General features: G+C 71.6%; 20 protein-coding genes. 11 read left to right on the top strand and 9 right to left on the bottom strand.

Going from position 1 to position 23,828, the window contains the following annotated elements; all coding sequences use genetic code 11:
* Positions 1–100 precede the first annotated feature (100 nt).
* Positions 101–1,666 (top strand): PucR family transcriptional regulator, encoded by a 1,566-nt coding sequence (locus tag ACFFQA_RS02705; protein ID WP_377849947.1) that lies wholly within the window; start codon positions 101–103, stop codon positions 1,664–1,666.
* Here ACFFQA_RS02705 and ACFFQA_RS02700 read toward each other — a convergent pair.
* The 6 genes from ACFFQA_RS02700 to ACFFQA_RS02675 all read right to left on the bottom strand — a co-directional run bounded on the left by ACFFQA_RS02700 (position 1,630) and on the right by ACFFQA_RS02675 (position 7,123).
* A complete protein-coding gene (locus ACFFQA_RS02700; protein ID WP_377849946.1) occupies positions 1,630–2,511 on the bottom strand; it encodes a polysaccharide deacetylase family protein in 882 nt (293 codons plus the stop codon). The two genes, ACFFQA_RS02705 and ACFFQA_RS02700, sit on opposite strands and share 37 nt — an antisense overlap.
* A complete protein-coding gene (locus ACFFQA_RS02695; RefSeq protein WP_377849945.1) occupies positions 2,508–3,626 on the bottom strand; it encodes an oxidoreductase in 1,119 nt (372 codons plus the stop codon). Before ACFFQA_RS02695 ends, ACFFQA_RS02700 begins: the two co-directional genes overlap by 4 nt.
* Positions 3,623–4,858 carry an amidase family protein gene (locus ACFFQA_RS02690; protein WP_377849944.1) on the bottom strand — a complete coding sequence of 412 codons (1,236 nt, stop codon included), beginning with the start codon at positions 4,856–4,858 and terminating at the stop codon, positions 3,623–3,625. The genes ACFFQA_RS02695 and ACFFQA_RS02690 overlap by 4 nt, the downstream gene beginning before the upstream one ends.
* Positions 4,855–5,469 (bottom strand): DUF1989 domain-containing protein, encoded by a 615-nt coding sequence (locus ACFFQA_RS02685; RefSeq protein WP_377849943.1) that lies wholly within the window; start codon positions 5,467–5,469, stop codon positions 4,855–4,857. The genes ACFFQA_RS02690 and ACFFQA_RS02685 overlap by 4 nt, the downstream gene beginning before the upstream one ends.
* A 158-nt stretch (positions 5,470–5,627) precedes the next feature.
* On the bottom strand, positions 5,628–6,368 hold the full coding sequence (locus ACFFQA_RS02680; RefSeq protein ID WP_377849942.1) for an SDR family oxidoreductase: 741 nt from the start codon (positions 6,366–6,368) through the stop codon (positions 5,628–5,630).
* 74 nt (positions 6,369–6,442) lie between these two features.
* Positions 6,443–7,123: a TetR/AcrR family transcriptional regulator gene (locus ACFFQA_RS02675; RefSeq protein ID WP_377849941.1), complete on the bottom strand. Its 681-nt coding sequence runs from the start codon at positions 7,121–7,123 to the stop codon at positions 6,443–6,445.
* Between the two features lie 95 nt (positions 7,124–7,218).
* Between ACFFQA_RS02675 and ACFFQA_RS02670 the strand changes: the two genes are divergently transcribed.
* Both ACFFQA_RS02670 and ACFFQA_RS02665 read left to right on the top strand, forming a co-directional pair.
* Positions 7,219–8,196 carry a TIGR03557 family F420-dependent LLM class oxidoreductase gene (locus ACFFQA_RS02670; RefSeq protein ID WP_377849940.1) on the top strand — a complete coding sequence of 326 codons (978 nt, stop codon included), beginning with the start codon at positions 7,219–7,221 and terminating at the stop codon, positions 8,194–8,196.
* A gap of 75 nt (positions 8,197–8,271) precedes the next feature.
* Entirely contained in the window at positions 8,272–8,700 is a 429-nt protein-coding gene (locus tag ACFFQA_RS02665) for a hypothetical protein (RefSeq protein ID WP_377849939.1), read from the top strand.
* A gap of 86 nt (positions 8,701–8,786) precedes the next feature.
* On the opposite strand, the gene ACFFQA_RS02660 is transcribed toward ACFFQA_RS02665, so the two are convergent.
* Positions 8,787–9,287, bottom strand: coding sequence for a TetR/AcrR family transcriptional regulator (locus ACFFQA_RS02660; protein ID WP_377849938.1), 501 nt, complete (start codon positions 9,285–9,287; stop codon positions 8,787–8,789).
* Between the two features lie 291 nt (positions 9,288–9,578).
* Between ACFFQA_RS02660 and ACFFQA_RS02655 the strand changes: the two genes are divergently transcribed.
* Together ACFFQA_RS02655 and ACFFQA_RS02650 are read left to right on the top strand one after the other, a co-directional pair.
* The gene (locus ACFFQA_RS02655) at positions 9,579–10,778 is read left to right on the top strand and encodes a S1 family peptidase (protein ID WP_377849937.1); all 1,200 of its coding nucleotides are present in this window, start codon (positions 9,579–9,581) and stop codon (positions 10,776–10,778) included.
* 64 nt (positions 10,779–10,842) lie between these two features.
* Positions 10,843–11,790 (top strand): hypothetical protein, encoded by a 948-nt coding sequence (locus ACFFQA_RS02650; protein ID WP_377849936.1) that lies wholly within the window; start codon positions 10,843–10,845, stop codon positions 11,788–11,790.
* Positions 11,791–12,306: 516 nt separating this feature from the next.
* Here ACFFQA_RS02650 and ACFFQA_RS02645 read toward each other — a convergent pair.
* Complete coding sequence (locus tag ACFFQA_RS02645; RefSeq protein WP_377849935.1) at positions 12,307–12,996, bottom strand: hypothetical protein; 690 nt, start codon at positions 12,994–12,996, stop codon at positions 12,307–12,309.
* Positions 12,997–13,041: 45 nt separating this feature from the next.
* Here ACFFQA_RS02645 and ACFFQA_RS02640 point away from each other — a divergent pair, with 45 nt between their 5' ends.
* Both ACFFQA_RS02640 and ACFFQA_RS02635 read left to right on the top strand, forming a co-directional pair.
* Positions 13,042–13,728, top strand: a complete 687-nt coding sequence (locus ACFFQA_RS02640; protein WP_377849934.1) for a response regulator transcription factor — start codon at positions 13,042–13,044, stop codon at positions 13,726–13,728.
* A complete protein-coding gene (locus ACFFQA_RS02635; protein WP_377849933.1) occupies positions 13,718–15,007 on the top strand; it encodes a sensor histidine kinase in 1,290 nt (429 codons plus the stop codon). The genes ACFFQA_RS02640 and ACFFQA_RS02635 overlap by 11 nt, the downstream gene beginning before the upstream one ends.
* A gap of 211 nt (positions 15,008–15,218) precedes the next feature.
* Here the strand turns inward: ACFFQA_RS02635 and ACFFQA_RS02630 are convergent, their stop codons facing one another.
* Positions 15,219–15,419, bottom strand: coding sequence for a hypothetical protein (locus ACFFQA_RS02630; protein ID WP_377849932.1), 201 nt, complete (start codon positions 15,417–15,419; stop codon positions 15,219–15,221).
* A 308-nt stretch (positions 15,420–15,727) separates the two neighbouring features.
* On the opposite strand from ACFFQA_RS02630, the gene ACFFQA_RS02625 reads away from it, so the two are divergent.
* The 4 genes from ACFFQA_RS02625 (at position 15,728) to ACFFQA_RS02610 (ending at position 23,793) form a co-directional block, all read left to right on the top strand.
* A complete protein-coding gene (locus ACFFQA_RS02625) occupies positions 15,728–16,924 on the top strand; it encodes a CaiB/BaiF CoA transferase family protein (RefSeq protein WP_377849931.1) in 1,197 nt (398 codons plus the stop codon).
* The gene (locus ACFFQA_RS02620) at positions 16,921–18,093 is read left to right on the top strand and encodes an acyl-CoA dehydrogenase family protein (protein WP_377849930.1); all 1,173 of its coding nucleotides are present in this window, start codon (positions 16,921–16,923) and stop codon (positions 18,091–18,093) included. The genes ACFFQA_RS02625 and ACFFQA_RS02620 overlap by 4 nt, the downstream gene beginning before the upstream one ends.
* Positions 18,094–18,403: 310 nt before the next feature.
* Positions 18,404–22,570: an nSTAND1 domain-containing NTPase gene (locus ACFFQA_RS02615; protein WP_377849929.1), complete on the top strand. Its 4,167-nt coding sequence runs from the start codon at positions 18,404–18,406 to the stop codon at positions 22,568–22,570.
* A 38-nt stretch (positions 22,571–22,608) separates the two neighbouring features.
* Entirely contained in the window at positions 22,609–23,793 is a 1,185-nt protein-coding gene (locus ACFFQA_RS02610) for a zinc-dependent alcohol dehydrogenase (protein ID WP_377849928.1), read from the top strand.
* The last annotated feature ends 35 nt before the right edge of the window (positions 23,794–23,828 follow it).

Here is a 23,828-nt window from a genome sequence, read left to right as displayed (position 1 = left end):
CAGGGTTCGGGGTGATCTGCCTTACCGAAGCACCCGGGGCACCCTCGGGGCAGTGGAGGAACATCCACCCCTTGGCCGCCGCCCTGTATAAGTTCACACCGTGTTCACGATTCGCTCGTTGCTGGACGATCCGGCGCTGGGGCTGCGGCTGCTCGTGGAGGGGCGGCCCGGCGCCCTCGACGAGCGCGTGGTGTGGGTGCACAACACCGAGCTGCCCGACCCCTCGCCGTACGTGCGGGAACGCGAGCTGGTGCTCACCAACGGGATGTGGCTGGAGCAGGCCGAGGCGGCGGACTTCGTCGCCGACGTCGTGCGCGCGGGCGCCGCCGGGGTCGTCTTCGGCCTGCGCGAGCAGATGCCCCGCACGCCCAGGGCGGTGATCGACGCCTGCACCGCGGCGCGGCTGCCGCTGGTGGAGATCGCGATCGGTGTGCCGTTCACGGCCGTCACGCGGGCCGCGGCGGGCCACTACGCGGAGATGCGCCAGTCGAGCCTGCTGGGCATGGTCCGGCGCGGTGACGCCCTCACGGCGGCGCTGTCGCGAGGCGCGGGGGCCTCCGGGGTGCTGGAGGTGCTCCGCCGGGACCACGACCTGCCGCTGGCGGTCGTCGACCGGGCAGGGCGGCTGCTCGCGGCCGGTGGGGCCGAGCTGACCGCGGACCAGCGCCACGTCGCCGCGGAGCGCCTGGGCGACCGCCCGCCGCCGCTGGAGGCTGACCTCGGCGACGGCGTCACGGCGAGCGTCTTCCTCGTCGGCGCCGTCGGAGACCTCGACGCCGCCCTGCTCTGCCTGCGCCCGCTGCGCGAGCTCGACAGCGGGGAACGCGACGCGCTGGAGCAGGCCGCCCGGTTCCTCAGCCTGGAGGTGGCCAAGCAGCAGGCGGTGCACGCGATCGAGCTGCGCTTCGCCAGCGAGCTGCTGGACATGGTCCTCTCCGGTCCGCAGCGGGCGGCGGAGGTTCCCGGCAGGCTGCGCGCGTTCGGCGTGGACCCCGGCGGTGCCCTCGCCGTGCTCGCGCTCGCGTTCGCCGGCAGCACGAGCGCGCCGACCTTGCCCGGTCTCGCCGAGGCCGTCACGGAGTTCTTCCTCGCCGAGAACACCCCGGCCGCCGTCGCCGGGGGCACCGGGGACGTGGTGGCGGTGCTGCCGTGGCGGCGCGCCGAGGACGAGCTGCGCGAGATCGCCGAGCGGCTGGCGCGAGCGGTCGACGAGCGCTTCCCCGGTCTGCGGACGGTGGTCGGGATCGGGGGCGGCGCGGAGACCTCCGCCGGGCTCAAGCAGCCCCTCGTGCGCTCACGCGACGCCTGCCACGTACTGCGCCGCCGTTCCGGGGGACCACGCGTGGCGACCGTCGCCGAGCTGGGCACCCACCGCCTCCTGCTCGGCCTGCACGACGCGGACACCTTGCGGGACTTCGCCGACGTGGTGCTGGGTCCGCTGCGGGAGCACGACGCGCAGCGCGGCAGCGAGCTCGTCGCCACGGTGCGGGCCTTCCTCGACAACGGCGGGCAGTGGGCCGCCACGGCGGAGGCGCTGTACGTGCACGTCAACACGCTGCGCAACCGCCTCGCCAAGGTCACCGAGCTGACCGGCCGCGACGTCGCGCGCACCGAGGACCGGGTGGACCTCTACCTCGCGCTCGAAGCGGAGGGCTTCTCCGGGTAGCTGGGCGGCGCAGGCAGCGGCCTGGCGGCGAGCGCGGGATCGGCGAGCACCCTCTCCGCCAGGTCGGCGCACCGGACGAAGGCCACGTCGCCGCACTCCAGCGCGTACTCGACCAGCCGCCGCAACGCCATGACCCGCCCGGGTCGCCCGGAGAGGAACGGATGGCAGCACAGGTTGAACAGGCAGCCGTAGTGCCGCATCCCGTCCAGCTCCGCCCGCCACATCTCCAGCGCCTTGACCGGCGACTCGATCACCGAGCCGATGTGCGGTTCCGGCAGGAAGGCGTACTGCTCCCAGTCGTCGAGCGACCAGTGCACGGGCAGCTCGGCGATCTCGCCCCGCCCGGTGGCGATCCGGTACGGCCGGTCGTCGGCCATCAACGAGGAGTCGTAGCGCAGGCCGTGCTCCGCGACCAGTCCCGGGGTCTGCCACCGCGCGCCCCACAGGGCCGCGCGGTGGCCGAGGATCTCGATGCCCTGCCTGGCGAAGACCTCCATCGCCCTGGCGAAGTCGTCCCGCTCCTCCCCCTCGCTCATCGAGGTCGGCGCACGGTGGGCGTAGGAGTGGTGGGCGACCTCGTGACCACGCTCCACAATGGACGCGGCGAGCCCCGGCCGGTGCTCCGCGACCCACCCGGGGACGAAGAACGTCGCCGGGACACCGAGCTCGTCGAGCATGTCCAGGATGCGCGGCACCCCCACGTCCGGGCCGTAGGACTGGTGCGACATCGTCATGAGGTGCTCGGCGTAGTGGGCCCCGGCTGCCAGCACCGGGCTCTCCGCGTCCACGTCGAAGGTCAGGGTGGCGACCGCGGCCGCCCCGCCGAGCCAGGAGTTCGTCGTCATGCCTGCCTGCTCTCCCGCCAGCGGCGCACGTTGTCCAGGGTCACCTCGGGGTCAAGCATGCCGTGGTCGAAGCGCTCCAGCTCGACGTCCTTGGCCACTCGGCGCGGCAGGTCCGGGTTGGCCAGCGCCGCCCGTGCCACGGACAGCAGGTCCGCGTGCCCGCCGTCGAGCACCCGCTCGGCGAGGACCGCGTCGTGCATCCCCCCGTTGGCGATCACGGGCAGTCCGGTGACCTCGCGGGCGATGCCGGTGGTCGTGCGCCCGCCAGCCAGCCGGGCGGTGTCCAGCCAGTTGCGGCCCTCGCTGGCGATGTGCAGGTAGTCGGCCCCTGCCGCGGCCAGAGCCGTGTAGGCGGCCTCGGCGTCGCGTTCCCCGTCGGGCCAGCGGTAGGTGAAGTCGTTGACCTTGGTCTGGGACAGCCGGACCCCGACCACGAACCCCGGCGGCACCGCCTCCTTGATCGCGCGCACGACCTCGGCGGCGAGCCTGATCCGGTTGGCCATCGGCCCGCCGTAGGAGTCGGTGCGCTGGTTGGTGTAGTCGGTGATGAACTGGTCGAGCAGGTAGCCGTTGGCCCCGTGCACCTCGACGCCGTCGAACCCGGCGGCCACCGCATTGCCCGCGGCGGCGGCGAATCCCGCCACCACCTCCTCGATGTCCTTTGTGGACATCGCACGCGGAGTCGGCCACGGGCCGCTGCCGCCGTACTCGGGCATCATCTCGCCGCGCGGCTGAACCGCGGACGGGGCGATCCGCTCCGAGGTGTACCGGTTGCCCTGCGACAACGCCCCGGCGTGCATGAGCTGGGCGATGACGACTCCGCCTGCCGCGTGCACGGCGCCGGTGACCCGGCGCCACCCCTCGACGTGCTCGGCGGAGGCCAGGCCGGGCTGGTTGAGGTAGCCCTGGCTGTGCGCGGCGTCGGGATAGACCCCCTCGGTGATCACGAGCGGGAACCCGCCTTCGGCGAACTCGGCGTAGTAGCGCGCCATCTCGTCGGTCGGGACGCCATCGGGCGAGGCCGAGACCCTGGTCATCGGCGCGACCGCGTAGCGCGAGGGAAGCTCGTGCTCGCCGAGGCGGAACGGGGAGAGGGCGGGGTGGGACATGCTCATCGGACTGCCTTTCGATTGTTCTGGCCGGGAAGGACGCACCGCTCCACCTCGGTCGCCGTGGCCAGCAGGAGATCGTCGTGGTGCGTGGTGGCCGACAGCAGCACGGTGCCCAGCGACACGCCTGGCATGTCCAGGTGGCTGGTGAGCATCGTGCTGCGCAGGACCCGCCGGTTCACGGCTTCGGCGACGTCCAGGTCCCTCGTCACCGACTCCACCGTGGGAGCCGGGTCGCGGACGGTGGGGAACAACAGCACCTCACCGTCCAGTTCGGACTGAACACGCCGCTTCAACTCGGGAAGGGCTTGGCGGACAGGGTCTTCGCTGTTCGGCTCGTAACGGCTGAGCCGACGCGCGACAAGTGGGTCGATGTGCGGTGAGTCCCGGAGGTGCCCATGGGCTCGGTAGGCGTCGGCGAGCACCAACGGACCGTGCTCGTCGAGGAGGAGCTGCGTGTCCTCCAGTGCGCGAACTCTCCTCCGCACCACAGGGAAGCCTTGCTGTTCAAGGGTTTTCACGACCGCTTCGAACTCTTCGCAGATCTCCGGAGCGCAGTCCTCGGTCAGCTCCCCGATGGGCACCACCAGCCGCCGCCGGGTTGCCGGGGCGACCGGACGTGTGCGCAGCACCGCGTCCACCGCGGTGATCACGTCCATCGACCTCGCCAGCACACCGACGCTGTCCAGCTGGGGCGACAACGGGTGCATTCCCCCGCGGTCGTAGCGCGATGTGCTCGGCCGGTATCCGACGAGCCCGCAGTAGGCGGCGGGGACGCGGATCGAGCCGGAGGTGTCCGAGCCGATCCCGACCTCCGCGGCTCCGGCCGCGACCGCGACGGCCGAGCCGGAGGAGGAACCGCCGGGCACGCGGTCGGGCGCCAGCGGGTTGACGGGGTCACCGAAGTGCGGGTTGAGGCCGAGCCCGGTGAAGGCGAACTCGCTGAGGTTGGTCTTCCCGATGGACACGGCCCCGGCCGCCGCGAGCCTGGCGACCACGGGGGCGTCGGCGGTGGCGGCCGCAACGGCGGCGCGGGTCGCCGAGCCGTTGGTGGTGACGGTGCCCTCGATGTCGAAGATGTCCTTCCACACCACGGGAACCCCGTCGAGCGGTCCCTTTACGGCGTTGGCGCGGTGCCGTTCAGCGCTCGCCTCGGCCTCGCGGAGCGCGCGGTCCGGCAGCAGGGTGATGAAGGCAGTGCGCACATCCACCGACTCGGCCCGGTCGAGCCACTTCACTGCGCTGCCCCGACTTCGATCAGCAGCGGACCGGTCTCCGTGCCGTTGATGCCGACCAGGTCCTGCGGGCAGGCCGAGACGACCACGACGCAGTCCAGCTCGGCCCGCAGAGTCACGGCGGCACCGGCGGGGGCGGGCGAGGACCGCCACTCCAGCTCGCCGGTCGGGGACACTCGGATGTCCATGAACAGGTTCACCGGCTGGGGCACCGTGGCGGTGCCGATGTCCAGTCCCTCCAGCGCGGTGGCCAGGTTCTCCGCGCACGACGCGTGCCAGCCCGGGTGGCCGAGCCGCTGGTAGCGGGCGGGGTCACAGGCGGGGATGAGCATGTCGTGACGCCCCGGCGAGGTGTCGGCGACCAGGGTCAGGACGGGCCGCCTGCGGGTGGTCACGAACTGCTCGCCCACGCCGGGGAACAGCCGGTTGACGTGCCCGCGGGTGTGCGCCGCGCTCAGGTGCTCGGCGGGGTCGCCTGCGACGAAGGCGAACAGGTCACCTACCTGCGCTCCCTCCGGCGTGCTCACCCGGACCAGGTCTCCGGCCCGTGCGCGCACGGCCCGGCCCTGCTTGGCGGGCACCGTCACCCGCGTGATCGACGAGGTCAGCTCCATGGACCCAGCTCATCACCGCGACGAGCGGCGTCGCCATGGAGGATGCCCCAGTGATCATGGATAACACTGGATGATCCTCCATTACGGCGCGGCCGTTCGGGCTTCACTGACCGCGAAGGGGTGGACCCACTCAGGGCACGACCCCGCGATGGCGGGCGTCAGGCGATGCCGCCGTTGACGCGGATGGTCTGGCCGTTGACCCAGCGGGCCGGTCCGGCGAGGAAGGAGACCGCCTCGGCGATGTCGGTGGGACGGCCGAGGCGGGCCAGCGGCGGCTGGGCGGCCATCCTGGCGATCGTCTCCTCGTCCTTGCCCGTGAGGAACAGATCCGTCGCCGTGGGACCGGGGGCGATGGCGTTGACCGTGATGTCGCGGCCCCGCAGCTCGCGGGCCAGGATCAGGGTGATCGCCTCGACCGCGCCCTTGGTCGCCGCGTAGACGCCGTAGCCGGGCAGGGACAGGCCGAGCACCGAGGTGGAGAAGTTGATGATCGCGCCGCCGTCGCGGACGCGCCGCGCCGCCTGCTGGTCCACCGCGAAGGTGCCGCGGATGTTGACGCGGTGCACCCGGTCGAGCAGGTCGAAGTCGGTGTCCGCGATCGGCGTGGGGTCGCTCATGACGCCCGCCGCGTGCACGACCACGTCCACCCCGCCGTACTCCTCCTCGGCTGCGTCGAAGAGCGCGGCGACCGCCTCCGGGTCGCTGACGTCGGCGCGGAAGGCGATGGCGCGCCCGCCCGCCTCGGTGATCGTCGTGACCGCCTTGGCGGCCTCAGCCTCGTTGCCCGCGTAGTTGACGACGACCGGAAATCCTTCCGAGGCAAGGCGTTGCGCCGCCTCGCGGCCGATGCCACGGGATCCGCCGGTGACGATCGCGACGCGCCCGGTGTTGGTGCTCATGGGAGTTCTCCTGCGTGAAGGTGTGCGGTATCGCCGGACGCCGCGGTCGCGACGCCCGTTGTCCTGAGGTGTTCCTATGTGCCGAGCCGAGCCAGAAGCTCTTGCAGCAGGCCGGTTTCCGCCGCGGTGAGCGCGTCGGAGCCGGAACGGGACAGCAGCGCGCCGAGCCGGGTGGCGGCAGCGCTCAGCCGATCGTCACCCGGCTCACCGGGCTCGGCGTCGGTGAGGATCGCGGCGAACACCGCGTCCCTGGTGCGCCGCGAGACGTCGTCGCCGTAGGTCTCGGACCGGGTCACCAGCATCAGCGCGACGCCGACGTTGGCGGACATCACCATCTGCGCGGCCACAGGTGGTGAGACGCGGAGCTTCCCCACCGCGGCAACGCGTTCCAGCGCCGCGAGCAGCATGCGGTAGCCCTCGTTCGCACTCTCCGGCGGCGTGCTGACCGCCGGGGAGTGCATCAGCCGGTAGTAGGCCGGGTTCTCCACCGCGAAGGCGACGTGGTTGTCCCATCCGCGCCGGAGGTCCGCGACGGGGTCCGCCGAGGGCCGCGCCGCGCGCTTGCCCGCCAGGTAGCGCTCGAAGCCGTGGTCGACGACCGCCGACAGCAGACCTTCCTTGTCCCCGAAGTGCCGGTACAGCGTGGGAGCGCCTACCCCGGCCGCCTCGCAGACCGCCCTGGTGGAGACGTCGGCGACCGGGGAGGTGGCCAGCAGTCCGGCCGCCGCCTCCAGAATCGCTGTTCTCGTGCTCACGTTAGCAACGATAACACTCTGACGTGAACATCGCTACACGCATCCTGTTATCAGCGTTACCGGTTGGCGTCCACGAGAACGGGTAGCCCTGCCAGATGCGCGTCGGATACACGTTGATGACCGAGCAGGCCGGACCGAAAGACCTGGTCAGACACGCCTCGGCCGCCGAAAGGGCCGGGTTCGACTTCGAGGTCTGCAGTGACCACTACTCGCCGTGGCTGGACGAACAGGGGCACGCCCCGTACGCGTGGAGCGTGCTCGGCGCGGTCACCCAGGTCACCGAGCGGGTCGAGCTGATGACCTACGTGACCTGCCCGACCATGCGCTACCACCCCGCCGTCGTCGCGCAGAAGGCCGCGACCGTGCAGCTGCTCTCCGACAACCGGTTCACCCTCGGACTCGGCTCGGGTGAGAACCTCAACGAGCACGTGGCCGGCAAGGGCTGGCCTTCGGTGCACGTGCGGCACGACATGCTCGCCGAGGCGGTGCAGATCATCCACGGGCTCTTCGACGGCGGGCACTTCAGCTACGCGGGCGCGCACTACCGGGTGGACTCGGCCAAGCTCTGGGACCTGCCGGAGACGCGGACACCCGTGGCGGTCGCGGTGTCCGGCGCGGAGTCCATCGCCCGCTTCGCCCCGGTCTCCGACGCGATGATCGCGGTCCAGCCCGAGCGGGCCCTGTGCCGCGAGTGGGACGAGCACTGGGTCGACCGCGGCGAGGGGCACGCGCGCAAGATCGGCCAGCTGCCGGTCTGCTGGGACCCCGACCGGGCGAACGCGGTCTCCCGCGCGCACGAGCAGTTCCGCTGGTTCGGCAGCGGCTGGACGGTGAACTCGGAGCTGCCCGGCACGAGCGGCTTCGCCGGGGCGACCCGGTTCGTCACGCCGGACGACGTCGCCGCGGCCATCCCCTGCGGACCGGATGTGGAGCCGATCCTGAAGAGCGCGCGCCAGTACGCCGACGCGGGTTTCACCGATCTCGCGCTGGTCCAGATCGGCGGCGAGCACCAGGCGGGCTTCTTCTCCTTCGCCGAGCGGGAGCTGCTGCCCGCGCTGCGCGAGACCGTGTGACAAGCCCGTGTCGCTGCCCGGTCCACAAAGGACTCCGGTCGACACTGGACCGGGGACAGCTCAGGGGAGGTAGCCGTGGACCAGGACGAGACGACCGCGCAGCTGAGCCTGTTCGGCCTTGAACCGGAGCCCGAGCCCGAGGCTCCCCGGCGGTCGCCGGAGCCCGCCAGGATCCCGGAGCAGCGCGCCGCGGAGGTGCCGCTGTGCCCGAGCTGCCACCGCGAGGGCTCACCGCCCGAGCAGCACGCGCGGGACATCGCCCAGCAGTGGCTGGAGATCACCGCGGCCGGGCAGATCGCGGTGCGCCGGTTCTGCGCCGCCTGCCAGCCGCACTTCGGCCTGGAGTTCCTGGCCTGCGAGCTCTGCGGGCTCGACCTGTTCCTGATCGGAGAGCTGGCCCACGAGGTGGCCTCCGACCGGCTGCCCACGGTGCTGCTGACCTGGCTGGCCGCCGAGGGGTGGAGCCCCCATCCCGTGCTGACCTGCCCCTCCCACGCGCGCTGACCCGACTTCCCTGACGAGGTCGGCCCACGGCTCCCATAACCCGAGCCGATTACGGATATCGCGAGGGACTATGCCCGCCGGCGCTGTTAACGGGCAGGCTCGGCCGGCGTAGACCACAGGCCCGCGAGGAGTAGCCGGACCTGCTCCGGCGGCCATGCGTCGGCAATTCGGAAAACCGCGGTTGTCGCCACGAGCAGCAGTTCCGGATCAACATCGGAGCGCACGAGTCCGAGCTGCCTGCCGTTGTCCATGACAGTGGTCAGCCAGGCCGCCAGCCCCGCCCCGCCGCTTCTCTCCAACGCCGCCGCCGAGAGCGCGAGATCATCCGGATTGGCGGCGAGGTGCTCCTTCACCCGAGCGGCGCGTTCGGCGAGCCGCGCCCAGAAACCCTCGACGTCCCCGGCGGGCGTCCACCGGCCGAGACTGGCGATGAGCTGCGCTTCCACGTCTTCGAGCACCACGCCGAGCAGGTCGTCGCGACCGTCGAAGTAGTGGTAGGCGGCCGTCTTGGAGATACCGGCGGCCGCGATGATCCGGTTGTAGGAGGCGTGCTGCGGGGACTCCCGCGCGAAATGCGCCCTAGCCACCCGGAGTATCTCGGCCCTACGGTCTCCTGGCAGTCGGGTGAAGCGCGGCAACGGCATGTGTACCACTGGTACACCCCAGCGGTTCGCACCACAAGTGAACACGATTCCTTAAAAGCACCTTAAAGACGCCAGAACGATTCCTTAGTTTGATCACGAAGAGTGCATAAACAATTTCCCTCCAATTCTGTTAAAAGTGTTCTAGCTGCAAGGTCTTGTCGTTACGTGGGGCGCGGGTCACAGTTTTTCCGTCAACCCCTGCACGGTTCTTCTTCACCCTGCGAAGGAATCGTAATGACACTTTCTCGTTCCAGACTGCTGGCGGGAGCCGCCGCGGCAGCCCTGCTGCCACTGGGCGCGGGCGTCGCCGCCGCCGCCCCCACCACCCCCGCGTTCGACCCGCAGATGGTCTCCGCGCTCGCCGCCGAGCTGGGCGTCAGCGCCCGGCAGGCCACCGACCGCCTGCTCGCCCAGTCCGAGCAGCAGGGCAAGCTCACCCAGCTCCAGGGCTCCGGCGCGGCCGACGGCGCGTTCTTCGACGGCACCGGCCGCCTGGTGGTCAACGTGACCTCCGACGCCGGCACCGCCAAGGCGGCCGAGCTCGGCCTGACCAGCCGCCGCGCCGCCAAGGGCGAGTCCCGGCTGCTGGCGGTCAAGAAGGAGCTGGACCGGGTCGCCGCGGCGGGCGTCCCGGTCGGCGTGACCTCCTGGCAGACCGACCTCGCCTCCGACACCGTGACCGTGCGGGTCAGTGACGAGTCCCGGCCGGAGGCGCAGGCCCTGCTGGCCGCGGCACGACGGCACGGCGACGCGGTGCGCGTGGAGCGCGACAGCACCCCGCTCGCCGCGCACCTGTCGGTCTCCCCCGGCTCGAAGATGACCTTCTCGGCCAGCGGCGGCGGCTACTGCTCGGTCGGGTTCGGCGCGCGGGACAGCCAGGGCAACCGCTACCTGGTCAGCGCGGGCCACTGCCTGGAGAGCTCGCCGTCGCTCTACAGCGGCAGCACGAAGTTCGGCGCGACGACCGACACGCGCTTCCACAAGGGCACCAACAGCGTGGACATGGGCATCGCACGGCTCGACGCCGAGGACTCCATCGCCACCAGCGTCTACACCCACGGCTCCAGCGCGGGCAGCCCCGCGGTGCGCGGCTCCGCCAGGACCGCCGTCGGCGGCGCGATCTGCAAGTCGGGCGCGACCAGCGGCTGGACCTGCGGCACGGTGCGCTCCTACGACGTCTCGGTCACCTACACCGACCCCAACGGCGGACCGAACACCACGGTCACCGGTCTCGCCAGCTCCTCGGTGTGCACCATGTCCGGCGACAGCGGCGGGGCGTACATCTCCGGCGACCAGGCGCAGGGCATGACCTCCGGCGGCCCCATGGGCCAGCAGTGCACGTTCAACGGCGGCAACCAGTCCGGGAAGTCCTCGTACTTCCAGCCGCTGACCGACGCGCTGTCCCACTACGGCCTGACCCTCACCACCAGCTGACCCACGGGGACCGTGGCCGGGCGGCGGGCACGGTCCCCCACGACACCTTCGGGGGGTGTTCGGCATGACCCTGGCCCACCAACTTCCGACCCAGGCTCGGACCATCGACCAGGAGCTCGACGAGATCCTGCGCACGGGTCCCTTCGACCTGGCACTGCGCACCGCGCTGGACCGGCGCGGGCTGCCGCTGGACCGGATCCAGGACCGGCTGGCCGCTCAGGGCGTCACGGTGAGCCTGTCCACCCTGAGCTACTGGCAGCGCGGGCGGCGCCGTCCGGAGCGGGCGGACTCGCTGCGCGCGGTGGCGCTGCTGGAGGACATCCTGCGGCTGCCGCGCCGCTCGCTGAGCAGCCTGATCGGTCCGCCGCGCCCCCGCGGCCGCGGCGTGCGCGCCCCGGAGCGGCTCAGCATCACCGACCTCTACGGCGCCGACTCCGCGGTGAGCCAGGCGCTGGGCACCTCCTACGAGCACATCAACGACAAGCTCGACGCGCTGTCGCTGCACGACAAGATCACCGTGGCCGCGGACCGGACGATCCGCCGCATCCGGTCCTGCCAGGTGCAGCGGGCCAACTCCGACGGCGCCGACCGGCTGGTCGTGATCTTCCGGGGCGACGCCGAGCAGCCGCTGCCGACCGCGCTGCGGTCGCTGTCCGGCCAGCGGTGCGTCACGCGCTTCGACCGCGAGCGGATGGTCATGGTCAACGAGCTGTTCTTCTCGCGCAGGCTGGCGAAGGGCGAGTCCGTGCTCGTCGAGTACGAGGTGGAGTTCGACGAGGCGGCGAGCGCGGCGAGCACCTCCTACGAGCGGTGTGTGCGGGCGAACGTGCCGCAGTACCTGCTCCAGGTGCGCTTCGAGGGCGCCATCCCGGCGCACTGCTACCGGTCGAGCAGGCTCGGCCTCGGCGCGCGGGATGAGCGGCAGGCGGTGAGCGTTGACCTCACGCGGATGGCCTATCTGCACGCGCTGGACTGCCAGAAGGGCTTCCACGGCATCTCCTGGCAGTGGTGAGCCGGCGGGGTCCCCGGACGCGGGGACGCGGGGCTCGGTCGGCTCGGTGTCCCGCGCGTCGCGCGGACGGGTTCCAGGCCGTGTCCCGCACGGAGCGGCACCACCACGCCTCCCCCTCTCCCTGCTTCGCGTTTTGTAGCCTTAATGCGAAATGGGAGCGCTCTCTTGCGCATTTAGGTGACAAAACGCGAAAACATCGACCACGCAGGCCGGCCCCCGCACACCCGGCGCGGCATGGGGTCGGCACGCCACGTCGGGACGTGCGAGTCCGGTTCTGGGCCGTGTCCCGCACGGAGCGACACCACCTCACCGACCGTCCACCCCTCTCACCACCCGCCCGCCCCTTCACCCTGAGCCCACCGCGCACACCCCCTGCTTCGCGCTATGGGAACTTAACGCGAAATGGGAGCGCTCTCTTGCGCATTTAGGTGACAAAACGCGAAAACGCCCGCCGGGCCAGGCGGGGTGCACAGCGCGGTGCCAGGTCGGCCCGTTGGGTCCGGCGGCGTGGCGGGCCTAGGTCTGGATCTCGGTGATGCGCCAGGCCGGGCCCTCGACCCAGTTCGCCTGGATGCGGGAGACTGAGGTGGGGGAGGCGAAGGTGACCACGACCGAGGTCGCCGAGACCTGTTCGACCTTGACCGAGTGACCGGAGACCGGCTTCGCCGAGACCACGGAGACGTCGCTCTCGGCGAAGCGCAGCGTGGAGTCGCCGCCCTTGGTCCGGATCGTCCTGGTCTGCCCCTCGGTCGGCTTGCCGAGCAGGCTCGGGTCGGCCGCCGCGCTGGTGGTCGTGGTGGTGTTCGAGCCGGTGGGCCGGTTGCTGGAGGAGGGCGTGCCGCCGCCGTTCTGGCTCGGCCGCGTGCTCGGCGGGGCCGTGGTGACGACGGGGTCGCCGGGGTTGGGGCCGGGGGGCTGGATCGGGATGCCCGGGATGTCCCGGCTCCCCGTGGGGCCGGGCGGGCCGCCGAGCGCACCGGAGTGGCCGGGGACCGAGGTGGCCGGGCCGAGCGCCACGTCGTCGGTGGCGCTCCCGCCGCGCTGGCCGTGGCCCGCGGAGCCCGAGCTGGCGTTGAGCTGGTCCAGCAGGTCGAGGCGGCCGGGGGCGGCGGCGACCAGCACCGAGCGCAGCCCCAGCCAGGCCATGACGACCGACAACGCGGTCGCCACCAGCCACAAGCCGAGATAGCCCACCCGCCGCTTCATCACTCCATCGTGCCATTGCCGGGCAAGACCGGTTAACGTGCCGCCATGCCATCGGTGCTGCTGGTCGAGGACGACGACGCCATCCGGGGCGCGGTCGTCCGGGCGCTCAACGACTTCGGCTACGCCACCTACTCGGTCGGCACCGGGTTCGACGCGCTGCGCGAGGTCACCCGGGCGGTGCCGGACGCGGTCGTGCTCGACCTGGGCCTTCCGGACATCGACGGGGTCGAGGTGCTGCGGATGATGCGCGGGATCTGCGACGTCCCGGTGATCGCCGCGACCGCGCGGGACACCGAGGCGGAGATCATCCAGCTGTTGCGCGAGGGCGCCGACGACTACCTGGTGAAGCCGTTCTCCGGGGAGCACCTCGCCGCGCGGCTGGCCGCCGTGCTGCGGCGCAGCCGGCCGCGGGCCCAGGACCGGCTGCTTGCCGCCGGGGACATCGTGGTGGACCTGGACAGCAGGCAGGCCCGGCTGGCCGGGGTGGAGCTCAAGCTGACCCGCAGGGAGTTCGACCTGCTCGCCTACCTGGTGGCCCGGCCGCACAAGGTGATCAGCCGCGAGGAGCTGCTCGCCGAGGTGTGGCGGCTGCCGCCGGGCCGCGACGACCAGACCCTGGACGTGCACGTGTCGTGGCTGCGGCGCAAGCTCGGCGAGCGCGCGTCGGCACCGGTGTACCTGCACACCGTGCGCGGGGTGGGGATCAGGCTGGAGATCCCGGGTGCGCCGTAGCCTGGCGCTGGTCTCGCTCGCGGTGACCTCGATGGTGGCGCTCGCCTTCCTGGTCCCGCTGATGCTGGTCGTCTACGACCTGGCGCGGGACCGGGCGCTGACCGAGGCCGAGCGGCAGGCGGGCGCGCTGACCCCGGTACTGGCGATCACCTCCGACCCGCTGACCATCGCCACCGCGCTGGCCTCCACCGAGTTCGGCCTGCAGCAGCGGATCGCCGTGCACCCGGCGGAGGGCGGCCAGATCGGTACCAGCCGGGTGAGCCGCGAGCAGCTCACCGAGGCGATGCGGCGCGGCCACGCGTCCACTGTGGATGTCACGGACGGCAAGGCGGTGCTCCAGCCGGTCGCGCTCGGCGAGCGGCGGACCGCGGTGGTGGAGTCCTACGTGCCGCAGGAGGAGATGCTGCGGGGGGTGACCGAGGCGTGGCTGTCGCTGACCGCCGTCGCCACCTCGCTGGTCCTGCTGTCGGTGCTGATCGCCGACCGCCTCGGCATGCGGGTGGTGCGCTCCGCGCGCACGCTCGCCGACGGCGCCAAGGCGATCGGCGACGGCGACCTGGACACGCGCGTCGCGGTGTCCTCGCCGCCGGAGCTGGAGAGCACGGCGGCGGCGTTCAACGGGATGGCGGAACGGATCGGCGGCCTGATGACCGCCGAGCGCGAGCTGGTCGCCGACCTCTCGCACCGGCTGCGCACGCCGCTGACCGCGCTGCGGCTGGACGCGGACACCCTGGGCGAAAGCCCTGGCGCGCAACGGATCCGCAGCGCCGTGCACGCGCTGGAGCGGGACGTCGACGAGATCATCCGCCGCGCCCGCAGGGGTCTGGTCGACGGCGGCCCGGCCGGCTGCGACGCCGCGCTGGTCGGCCGCGAGCGGCTGGCGTTCTGGGCGGCGCTCGCCGAGGACCAGCACCGGCCGTGGCGTCAGGTCGGCGCGGACCACCCAGCGCCGGTGCGGATCGCCCGCGACGAGCTGGCCGCGGTGCTGGACGCCTTGCTGGGCAACGTTTTCCGGCACACCGAGGAGGGCGTCGGCTTCGCGCTGGGGGTGCGCAACCGCGCCGGGGTGGTGACGATCCTGGTGGACGACTCCGGTCCCGGTATCGCCGATCCGGAGGGCGCGCTGAGCAGGGGCAGCAGCGGAGCGGGCTCCACCGGCCTCGGCCTGGACATCGCGCACCGGGTGGTGCGCGCGGCGGGTGGTTCGCTGCGGATCAGCTCCGGACCGTTGTCCGGCACCAGGATCCGCCTCGACCTGCCCGCCGCGGACGCCACGTAGTCGTGTCCTGCGCGTGGTGAGACCACCTCACCACGCCTGACACCCTCACCCGCACGCCCCTCTTCTCGCGTTGTGGAGCCTTAACGTGAAATGAGAGCACTCTTTCGCGCAATAAGGCTCCACAACGCGAAACCCATGAGCACGGGGGGGCGGCGCGCCACCTCGGGGGATCGGGACGACTTGCGGGACAGGCGCAGTCGCTCGCTCTTCCCTACAGGGAACGCTTCCCCTCGTCAGCGACGAGACCGAGCATCTCCAGCAGCTGACGGCAGTCCTCGGCGTCGGAGGCGTGCACGGCGACCGTGCGGGCGGCTCTGCCGTTCTGGATCTCGCAGTGGACCTTCTCGACCGCGCGCGCCTCGGCGATGCGGCCGTGCTCAACAACGGGGCTGGCGTGTCTTGCCCAGGTCATGCGGCACCTTCTCTCGTCCCGGCCGGGGAGGGGACCCGGGACATCTTCGGTCATTTCCGAGCGGCGCCGCGCTGCATGCACACGTGGCGCGAGGGGCGGGGAAAAACGTCCCGCGAAGCGGATCCATCATGGCATTCCCCGGCCGCCGAATACAGACACGGTGCGCTAACCACGCTATTTCCGCTGGTCAGACCGTTGTGGAAATTTCGCATAGCACTTCTGCGTAATGGGACGGCCACGGACCGTCGCGGAGCTCGTGAACGCGGGTCGGATGCAAACCATTGCGGCGCGCGGGTCACCATGGGGGCATGCGCGCACCAGGACCGCTCTCCGGGATCAGGGTCGCCGACCTGTCGCGGGTGCTCGCCGGGCCGTACGCGACGATGCTGCTGGCGGACATGGGCGCCGAGGTCGTCAAGATCGAGCAGCCGGGAGTCGGCGACGAGACGCGCTCATGGGGCCCGCCGCACGCCGGTGGCGAGGCCGCGTACTACCTCGCGTTGAACCGGGGTAAGCGAAGCCTCGCCATCGACATGAAGGACCCGGAGACGCTGGCGCTGACCCGCGAGCTGTGCCTGCGATCGGACGTGGTGGTGCAGAACTTCCGTCCCGGCGTCGCCGACCGCCTCGGCCTCGGCGCGGCGGAGCTGCGGGCGGCCAACCCCGCACTGGTCTACTGCTCGGTCAGCGGTTTCGGCGCGCGGCGCGAACCGGTGGACCGGCCGGGCTTCGACGCGGTGATCCAGGCGGAGAGCGGCCTGATGGCGATGACCGGCGAGGAACCGACGAAGGTCGGCGTGGCGGTCACCGACGTCCTCGCCGCGCTGAACGCGGCGGTCGGCGTCCTCGGCGCGCTGTACCGCAGAACCGCGACCGGCCAAGGCGATCACGTCGAGGTGTCGTTGCTGGACTCGGCGCTGTCCGGCATGGTCAACCTGGCGCAGACCGCGATCGTCTCCGGCGAGGACCCGGTGCGCCACGGCAACGCCCACCCCAGCATCGTCCCCTACCAGGCCTTTCACACCGCTGACGGCCAGATCATGGTGGCAGCGGGCAACGACGTTCTCTTCCGCGCGCTGTGCACGGCCCTCGACCTGCCGGGACTGGCGACAGACCCGCGCTACGCCACCAACCCCGACCGGGTCGCGAACCGCGCCAGCCTCGTCCCTGTCATCCAGGCACGACTGTCCACAAGGGATTCTTCGCACTGGGTGGACGTCCTGATGGCGCACGGGGTGCCTGTTGGCGAGATCCGTGGTGTTCGGGACGCTCTGGCCGCGGCGGCTCGCGCGGGTGATCCGGCGACAGTGACCGTGCTGCACCCGACGGCCGGACCACTCGACCTCGTACGAGCGGGTTTCTCGGTGACCGGGCAGTCCGTCGGTCTACCGCCGCCGCTGCTCGGCGAGCACAGCGTGGAGGTCCTGACCGAGCTCGGTGTCCCCTCCTCGCGCATCGCCGCCCTGTCCGAAGCCGGTCTGATTGGCACCCAGGAGAACGCATGAGCACCCCCGACCCACAGGACTTCCTCGACCTCGACGGCCAGCTGGACGACGCGGAGCGGGACATCGCCACGACCGTGCGCGCGTTCGCCACGAGGCGGCTGGCCCCGCACGTCGCGGACTGGTTCGACGCGGGCACGATTCCCGATCCCCGCGGCCTGGCAAAGGAGTTCGGCGAGCTCGGCGTGTTCGGCATGCACCTCAGCGGCTACGGCTGCGCGGACGCCGGTGACGTCTCGTACGGCCTCGCGTGCCGAGAGCTCGAAGCGATCGACTCCGGTGTCCGCTCCTTCGTCTCCGTGCAGGGTTCGTTGGCGATGGGCGCGATCCACCGGTTCGGCTCGGAAGAGCAGAAGCAGCAGTGGCTGCCGGGAATGGCGGCGGGCGAGGTGCTCGGTTGCTTCGGCCTCACGGAACCGGACTCCGGAAGCGATCCCGGTTCCCTGCGCACCCGGGCGCGGCGCGACGGAGCGGACTGGGTGCTCGACGGGACCAAGATGTGGATCACCAACGGCTCGGTCGCCGACGTCGCGGTGATCTGGGCCCGCACCGACGAGGGCATCCGGGGCTTCGCGGTGCCGACGGACTCCCCCGGCTTCACCGCGACCGTGGTGCCCCGCAAGCTCTCGCTGCGCGCTTCGATCACCGCGGAGCTGAGCCTGTCCGGCGTCCGTCTCCCCGCATCGGCGCGGCTGCCCGGCGCACAGGGGCTGGGCGCTCCGCTCTCCTGCCTCAACGAGGCCCGCTTCGGCATCGTGTGGGGCGTGGTGGGGGCGGCCAGGTCCTGCTTCCTCGCGGCGCTGGACTACGCGAAGACCCGCGAGCAGTTCGGCCGCCCGATCGGCGCTTTCCAGCTGACACAACGCAAACTGGCCGACATGGTGCTGGACGTGAACCACGCGGGCATGACCGCGTTGCGGATCGGGCGCCTCAAGGAGGCGGGCGCCTGCCACCACAGCCACATCAGCCTCGGCAAGCTCGGCAACGTGCGGGCGGCGCAGCGGGTGGCGAGCGCGGCGCGGTCGGTCCACGGCGCGAACGGCATCACCCTGGACTACCCGGTGCTCCGCCATCTGCTGAACCTGGAGACGGTGGCGACCTACGAGGGCACCGAGGAGGTCCACGCCCTGGGCCTCGGCCAGGCCCTCACCGGTCACTCCGCCTTCCGCTGATCGGCGCACCGGGTGCGCGGTCCGGCCCAGTCCGCGTCCACTCGGCGGAGCGGAAAGCCACCGGTTCGCACTCATAGCGGGAAAGAGAGCGCTCCCAAAACCCCGCTGTGAGCACGAAACGGGGTTCCATCGACCACGGTTGCCAGCGTGCCGATGGAACTTGGCCGGGACGGCTGGACCAACGGTGTTACAACGCCGACGCAGGTCACGGATGCGCATCAGGGTGTTGCCTGTGTGATCAACCTTTACGCCACGGACCGCTGGCGCGTGCGCTGATTACCTTCACAGGCCCAGGCCCACGGAGGTCGCTGTGACGGAGATCGACGGTAGCGCCCCGCAGCGGATGCGGCGAGGTTTGGGCTCCGCCGTGAAGAAGGTCGCGGTCGGCACGCTGCGGTACGCCGGGCCGCCCGCCATCCTGGCCTTCCTCGCTGCTTCCGCCGTCGCGCCGGTCGCGATCTCGCTGCTCGGCGTGACCACCGGGGCTTTCGCCACCGCAGCGGTGCAGCTCCTCGGCGGCATGGGCGGGAACTACCTCGCCGACGTCATGGTGAGCGCGGCGGGCAAGCTGCGCGGGCGCGGGAAGCCGGTGACCGAGGACGAGATGCGGGCCGTGCTCGTCGAGGAGCTGACCGCGCGGCTCACCGGCTCCGGGGCCGACGCCGCCGGGCTACGCGGGGAGATCTCCGGTCTGCTCGGCGACATCCAGGGCGTGCGGGTCGCGTTGGAGAGCAGCTCGAAGGACGTGCGCGGGGAGCTCGCCGCCGGTCTGCTCACGCTGGGCACCGACTTCGCCGAGTTCCGGTGGATCCTGGCCAGCACGGCGGACACCACACTGGACATCCAGCGGATGATCGGCGACCAGCTGGCCGACCACCGGCGGCAGATCTCCCTTGCCGAGCAAGCGCTCTTCCAGATCACCGCGCTGCGGGCCGACGTGCTCTCCGGGCTGGACCAGCGGCGCCCCGACCAGGACTCGCCTGAGCCGCCTGGTGACTCCGAGTGCCCTTACCGAGGGCTGGCCGCGTTCCAGGCACAGGACGTGCGGTGGTTCTTCGGGCGCGCACGACTGACGTCGGTGCTCGTCGGACAGCTCGCGGCGCGGGCGGTGTCCGGCGGAGTGCTCGTGGTGCTCGGGCCGTCCGGCAGTGGGAAGTCGTCGTTGGTGCGCGCCGGGCTGACCGGAGCGGTGTTGCGCGACGAGCTGCGGTTGCCGCACGCGCGCGGGTGGCCGGTGCGGTTCGTCGTGCCCGGCGCCGATCCGGTGCTGGCGCTCGCGGAGCAGCTGACCGATCTGCTCGGCACGCCGACCCCCGACCTCCGCACCCAGCTGGCGGAGGCCCCTGAAGCCGTTGCCGCGCAAGCTCGTTCGGTTCTGCTGGGTGAGCGCCAACGGCTGCTGCTCGTCGTCGACCAGGCCGAGGAGCTGTTCACGCAATGCGACTCACCCGCGACGAGGCGGCAGTTCCTTGCCGCGCTTGATGTCCTGACCTCGGCGAGTGAGGAGGCCGTGCCGGTCGCGCTCGCCGTGCTGGCCGCGCGGGCGGACTTCACCGGCCGGTTCACCGAGCACTCCGAGCTGGCACGCTGGGTCGCCGACAGCCCCGTGCTGGTCGGGGCGATGACGCGGGCCGAGCTGGCCGACTGCGTCGAGCTTCCCGCGCTCGCCGCCGGGTTGACCGTCGAACCAGGACTGGTCGAGCTGCTGATCAGCGACCTCGGGGCCGCGCGACGGACGGACGGCGACGACCTGCCCAAGGCATATCCGCCGGGAGCGTTGCCGCAGCTGGGATACGCGCTCCTGGCGACCTGGCGGTTGCGCGAGGGCACCACGCTCACCGTCGACGGTTACCGGCGCAGTGGCGGCATCGGCGGAGCCATCGCGCAGGCTGCCGAAGACCTGTACAGCTCGTGGGATCCCGAGCGGCAGAAGCTGGCCCGCGCGCTGCTGACCGCGCTCGTGGCGGTGCCCGAGGACGCGGATGCCGTGCGCCGCAGGCTTTCCCGCGAGGAGCTGCTGCCCACCGACGGGCGTGCGCATGCGGAGGAAGTGCTCGCCGAGCTCGCGGGTCAACGGCTGGTCACCATGGACGAGCACACGGTGGAGCTCAGCCATGAGGCGCTGCTGTCGAACTGGCCCCGGTTGCGGGACTGGCTCAACGAGGACCGGGAAACCCTGGTCCGGCAAAGGCAGCTAGCCGCAGCGGCGAGGTCCTGGCACACCGAGGGCCGCTCCCCTGACGCGCTGTGGCGGGGTGCCCGGCTTCAGGCGGCACCAGCACCGAAGTCCACTGTGGAGGATGAGTTCCTCACGGAGGCCTCGCGCGCGGAACGACGGCGGCTGCGCGCGCGAAGGCTCGCGGTGGCCGCGCTCGTGGTCATGCTCGTCGCCGCTGTCACCGGTGTAGGGCTCGCGTTGCGGGAGGCTTCGGCCTCGCGGCAGCAGGCACGGGAAGCCCTGTCCCGACAGCTCGCGGCGGACTCCACCGGCGTGTTCAGCACCGACCAGCGGAGCGCGCAGCTGCACGCGCTGGCAGCGTGGCGAACCGAACAGACCATCGAGGCGCGCGGTGCGGTGATCGGGCAGGAACTGAACTCGACCGTCGGCAAGCTGATCGGGCACAACAGCTTGCTCGGCGAGGTCGCACTGACAGCGGACGGCGGCACCGCGGCCACCGCGGGCAGTGACGGCGTGGTGATGTTGTGGGACACCAGAACCCGCGAGATCCGGCACAAGCTCATGGTCAGCGACACCGCTGTCGGTGACGTCGCGTTCAGCCCGGACGGCAAGCGGCTCGTCGCGGTCACCGGCACCCTCGGCAAGGGGATGCAGGTGTGGGACGTCGTCGCGGGCAAGCGGCTGCTCACCGTGCCCACCAGTGCTCTGACGGTCGCGCACCACCCACGGGACCCGGTCGCCGCGATCGGCGAGTCCGACAAGGCCGTGCACCTGCGCAGCACAGTCGACGGTTCCGAGCTCGGGGTTCTCGCCGGGCACACCGGGTTTCTCTCCGCCATCGAGTTCAGTCCGAACGGACGGCTGCTGGCCACCGCCGACCACACAGGCGGGCTCCGGCTGTGGGATGTGGCCGCCAGGAAGACGTTGTTCACGCTCTCAGGCCACAAGGCGTCCATCGGCGCGGTCGCGTTCAGCCCCGACGGCAGCCGGATGGTGACCGCGTCGCTGGACGGTTCGATCCGGTTCTGGAGCACCAGCACCGGGAACAACGTCTTCACGGTGGACGTGTCGAGCGCAGGGCCGACGTCCTCGGTCGCCTACCTGCCCGACGGCGGGTCGGTGGTCGCCGGGGTCGGCACGCAGGTGCGGCTGATCGACACCTCGACCTACGAGGACAGCATCATCGACGGCATGCACACCGGCGCGATCTTCGGCGTCGCCGCGGCCGGGCCAGGGCGGATGATGGTCGCGGTCGGCGAGCGCGGCGAGGCGGTGCTCTACAACTACCGCAACACCGGGCTGTACGGGCACACCTCCGCCGCGATCTGCGTGGCCTTCCACCCCAACGGCCAGCTGCTCGCGAGCACCGGCGACACCACCGTGCGGTTCTGGGACGTGCGCGATCGCATGCAGCTCGGCGGGATTCCCCTGCCACAAGGTGTTTTCCCGCAGTGCGTGGAGTTCAGCCCGGACGGCTCCCGCGTGGTGACCAGCTTCAGCGACGGCACGGTCCGGGTGTGGGACACCGCATCGCGCACCGAGCTGGACCGCCTCAACATCCCCGACCGGCGACCGATCGCCGTGCGGTTCAGCCCCGACGGGAAACGGGTCGCGGTGGCCGCGCACATGCCGCTGCCGACGACGACAGGCCCACAGCCGACAGGAAAACCCAGCGTCCAGGTGTGGACTCCGATGACCGGGGCCGTCCGGGTCTTCGAGACCGAGGAGGACCCGGCCGGACTCGTCTTCGCTCCGAACGCCCCCTTGTTCGCCTACGGCGACGCGCGCGGGGTCGTGCGGCTGGTCAACGCGGACACCGGGCTCCTGGTTCGCGAGTTCGGTACCCCGCGCGATCGCGCGTTCGTCAACTCCGTGGTGTTCAGCCCGGACGGCAGCCGGATCGCGGCGAGCGCGGCGGACAAGACGATCACCTTGTGGGACACCGCGACCGGACGGGCGCAGCCGTCCATCCGCACCGCCTCACCACCGCGCGGGCTGGCGTTCAGCCCGGACGGGGCGATGCTCGCCACGGGGGCGGCCGATCCCGCGATCCGCTTGTGGCGCACCGAGGACCTGTCGCTGGTCGCCGTGCTGGACCGGCACAACAGCCGCACCAACGAGATCCGGTTCAGCCCGGACGGCAAGCTGCTGGCCAGCGCCAGCGGGGACCACCGGGTGATCCTGTGGCGGACCAGCGCCGAGGACGCGGTGCGGGCGATCTGCGGCCGGATCTCCGGACCGGGTTTGGCCGAGGAGTGGAACGCGCGGTACCGGGAGTACGGGCCGGTGCCCTGCTGAGGGTGTTTGCCCAACAAGCGCAGTGGTATCCGGCTGCCATGAAAGCAGTGACGTGGCACGGAAGACGCGACGTCCGGGTCGACACCGTCGCCGACCCGGAGATCCGCGAGCCGACAGACGTGATCGTGCGGATCACCACCACCGGTATCTGCGGCTCGGACCTGCACCTCTACGAGGTGCTGGGGCCGTTCATGGCGGAAGGGGACATCCTCGGCCACGAGCCCATGGGCATCGTCGCCGAGGTGGGGCGCGAGGTCAGCGAGCTCAAGGAAGGTGACCGGGTCGTGGTGCCCTTCACCGTCTCCTGCGGCACCTGCTTCATGTGCGGGCAGGGGCTGCACTCGCAGTGCGAGACGACGCAGGTGCGCGACCAGGGCACGGGCGCGGCGTTGTTCGGCTACACCGAGCTCTACGGCCAGGTCCCCGGCGGGCAGGCCGAGTACATGAGGGTTCCCTTCGGCGACACGCTGCCGATCAAGGTGCCGGAGGGGCCGCCGGACGAGCGCTTCGTCTACCTCTCCGACGTGCTGCCGACCGCGTGGCAGGCGGTGGAGTACGCGGCGGTGCCGAAGGGCGGGACCCTCGCGGTGCTGGGTCTCGGGCCGATCGGCGACATGTGCACCCGGATCGCGCTGCGGCGCGGCGCGGGCCGGGTGTTCGGCGTCGACCTGGTGCCCGAACGGCTAGCGCGGGCGCGGCGCAACGGCGTTGAGGCCTATGACCTCCGGGAACACCGGGACGACCTGGTGGAGGTGATCCGGGACGCGACGGCGGGGCGCGGGCCGGACGCGGTGATCGACGCGGTGGGGATGGAGGCGCACGGCTCCCCCGGGGCGAAGCTCGCCCAGCAGGCGACCGGGTGGCTGCCTGACGCGGTGAGCCGGCCGCTGATGCGTGGAGCCGGGGTGGACCGGCTCCACGCGCTGAGGCTGGCGATCGAGCTCGTCCGCAGGGGCGGCACGATCTCGATCGCCGGGGTCTACGGCGGGATGGCCGATCCACTGCCGATGCGGACGTTGTTCGACAAGCAGGTCCAGGTGCGGATGGGGCAGGCCAACGTGAGGCGCTGGGTCGGGGACGTCATGCCGCTGCTCACCGACAGCGACCCGCTCGGCGTGGAGGGCTTCGCGACGCACCAGGTGCCGCTGGACCAGGCGCCCCAGGCGTACAAGGCGTTCCAGCGCAAGCAGGACAACGCCGTCAAGATACTGCTCAAACCGTGAGGAAGGGGGTGGCCGGACCCACCCCCAGGCTGCGT

The sequence above is a fragment of the Allokutzneria oryzae genome (assembly GCF_042429765.1).
Classification (GTDB): Bacteria; Actinomycetota; Actinomycetes; order Mycobacteriales; family Pseudonocardiaceae; genus Allokutzneria; species Allokutzneria oryzae.
This window is presented reverse-complemented; position numbering and strand designations above follow the sequence as displayed.

Excerpts from the sequence above, each read along its gene's own strand:
- ACFFQA_RS02700 (WP_377849946.1), bottom strand. The coding sequence starts at position 2,511 with ATGACGACGAACTCCTGGCTCGGCGGGGCGGCCGCGGTCGCCACCCTG.
- ACFFQA_RS02695 (WP_377849945.1), bottom strand. The coding sequence starts at position 3,626 with ATGAGCATGTCCCACCCCGCCCTCTCCCCGTTCCGCCTCGGCGAGCAC.
- ACFFQA_RS02685 (WP_377849943.1), bottom strand. The coding sequence starts at position 5,469 with ATGGAGCTGACCTCGTCGATCACGCGGGTGACGGTGCCCGCCAAGCAG.
- ACFFQA_RS02680 (WP_377849942.1), bottom strand. The coding sequence starts at position 6,368 with ATGAGCACCAACACCGGGCGCGTCGCGATCGTCACCGGCGGATCCCGT.
- ACFFQA_RS02670 (WP_377849940.1), top strand. The coding sequence starts at position 7,219 with ATGCGCGTCGGATACACGTTGATGACCGAGCAGGCCGGACCGAAAGAC.
- ACFFQA_RS02655 (WP_377849937.1), top strand. The coding sequence starts at position 9,579 with ATGACACTTTCTCGTTCCAGACTGCTGGCGGGAGCCGCCGCGGCAGCC.
- ACFFQA_RS02650 (WP_377849936.1), top strand. The coding sequence starts at position 10,843 with ATGACCCTGGCCCACCAACTTCCGACCCAGGCTCGGACCATCGACCAG.
- ACFFQA_RS02645 (WP_377849935.1), bottom strand. The coding sequence starts at position 12,996 with ATGAAGCGGCGGGTGGGCTATCTCGGCTTGTGGCTGGTGGCGACCGCG.
- ACFFQA_RS02640 (WP_377849934.1), top strand. The coding sequence starts at position 13,042 with ATGCCATCGGTGCTGCTGGTCGAGGACGACGACGCCATCCGGGGCGCG.
- ACFFQA_RS02630 (WP_377849932.1), bottom strand. The coding sequence starts at position 15,419 with ATGACCTGGGCAAGACACGCCAGCCCCGTTGTTGAGCACGGCCGCATC.
- ACFFQA_RS02625 (WP_377849931.1), top strand. The coding sequence starts at position 15,728 with ATGCGCGCACCAGGACCGCTCTCCGGGATCAGGGTCGCCGACCTGTCG.
- ACFFQA_RS02620 (WP_377849930.1), top strand. The coding sequence starts at position 16,921 with ATGAGCACCCCCGACCCACAGGACTTCCTCGACCTCGACGGCCAGCTG.
- ACFFQA_RS02610 (WP_377849928.1), top strand. The coding sequence starts at position 22,609 with ATGAAAGCAGTGACGTGGCACGGAAGACGCGACGTCCGGGTCGACACC.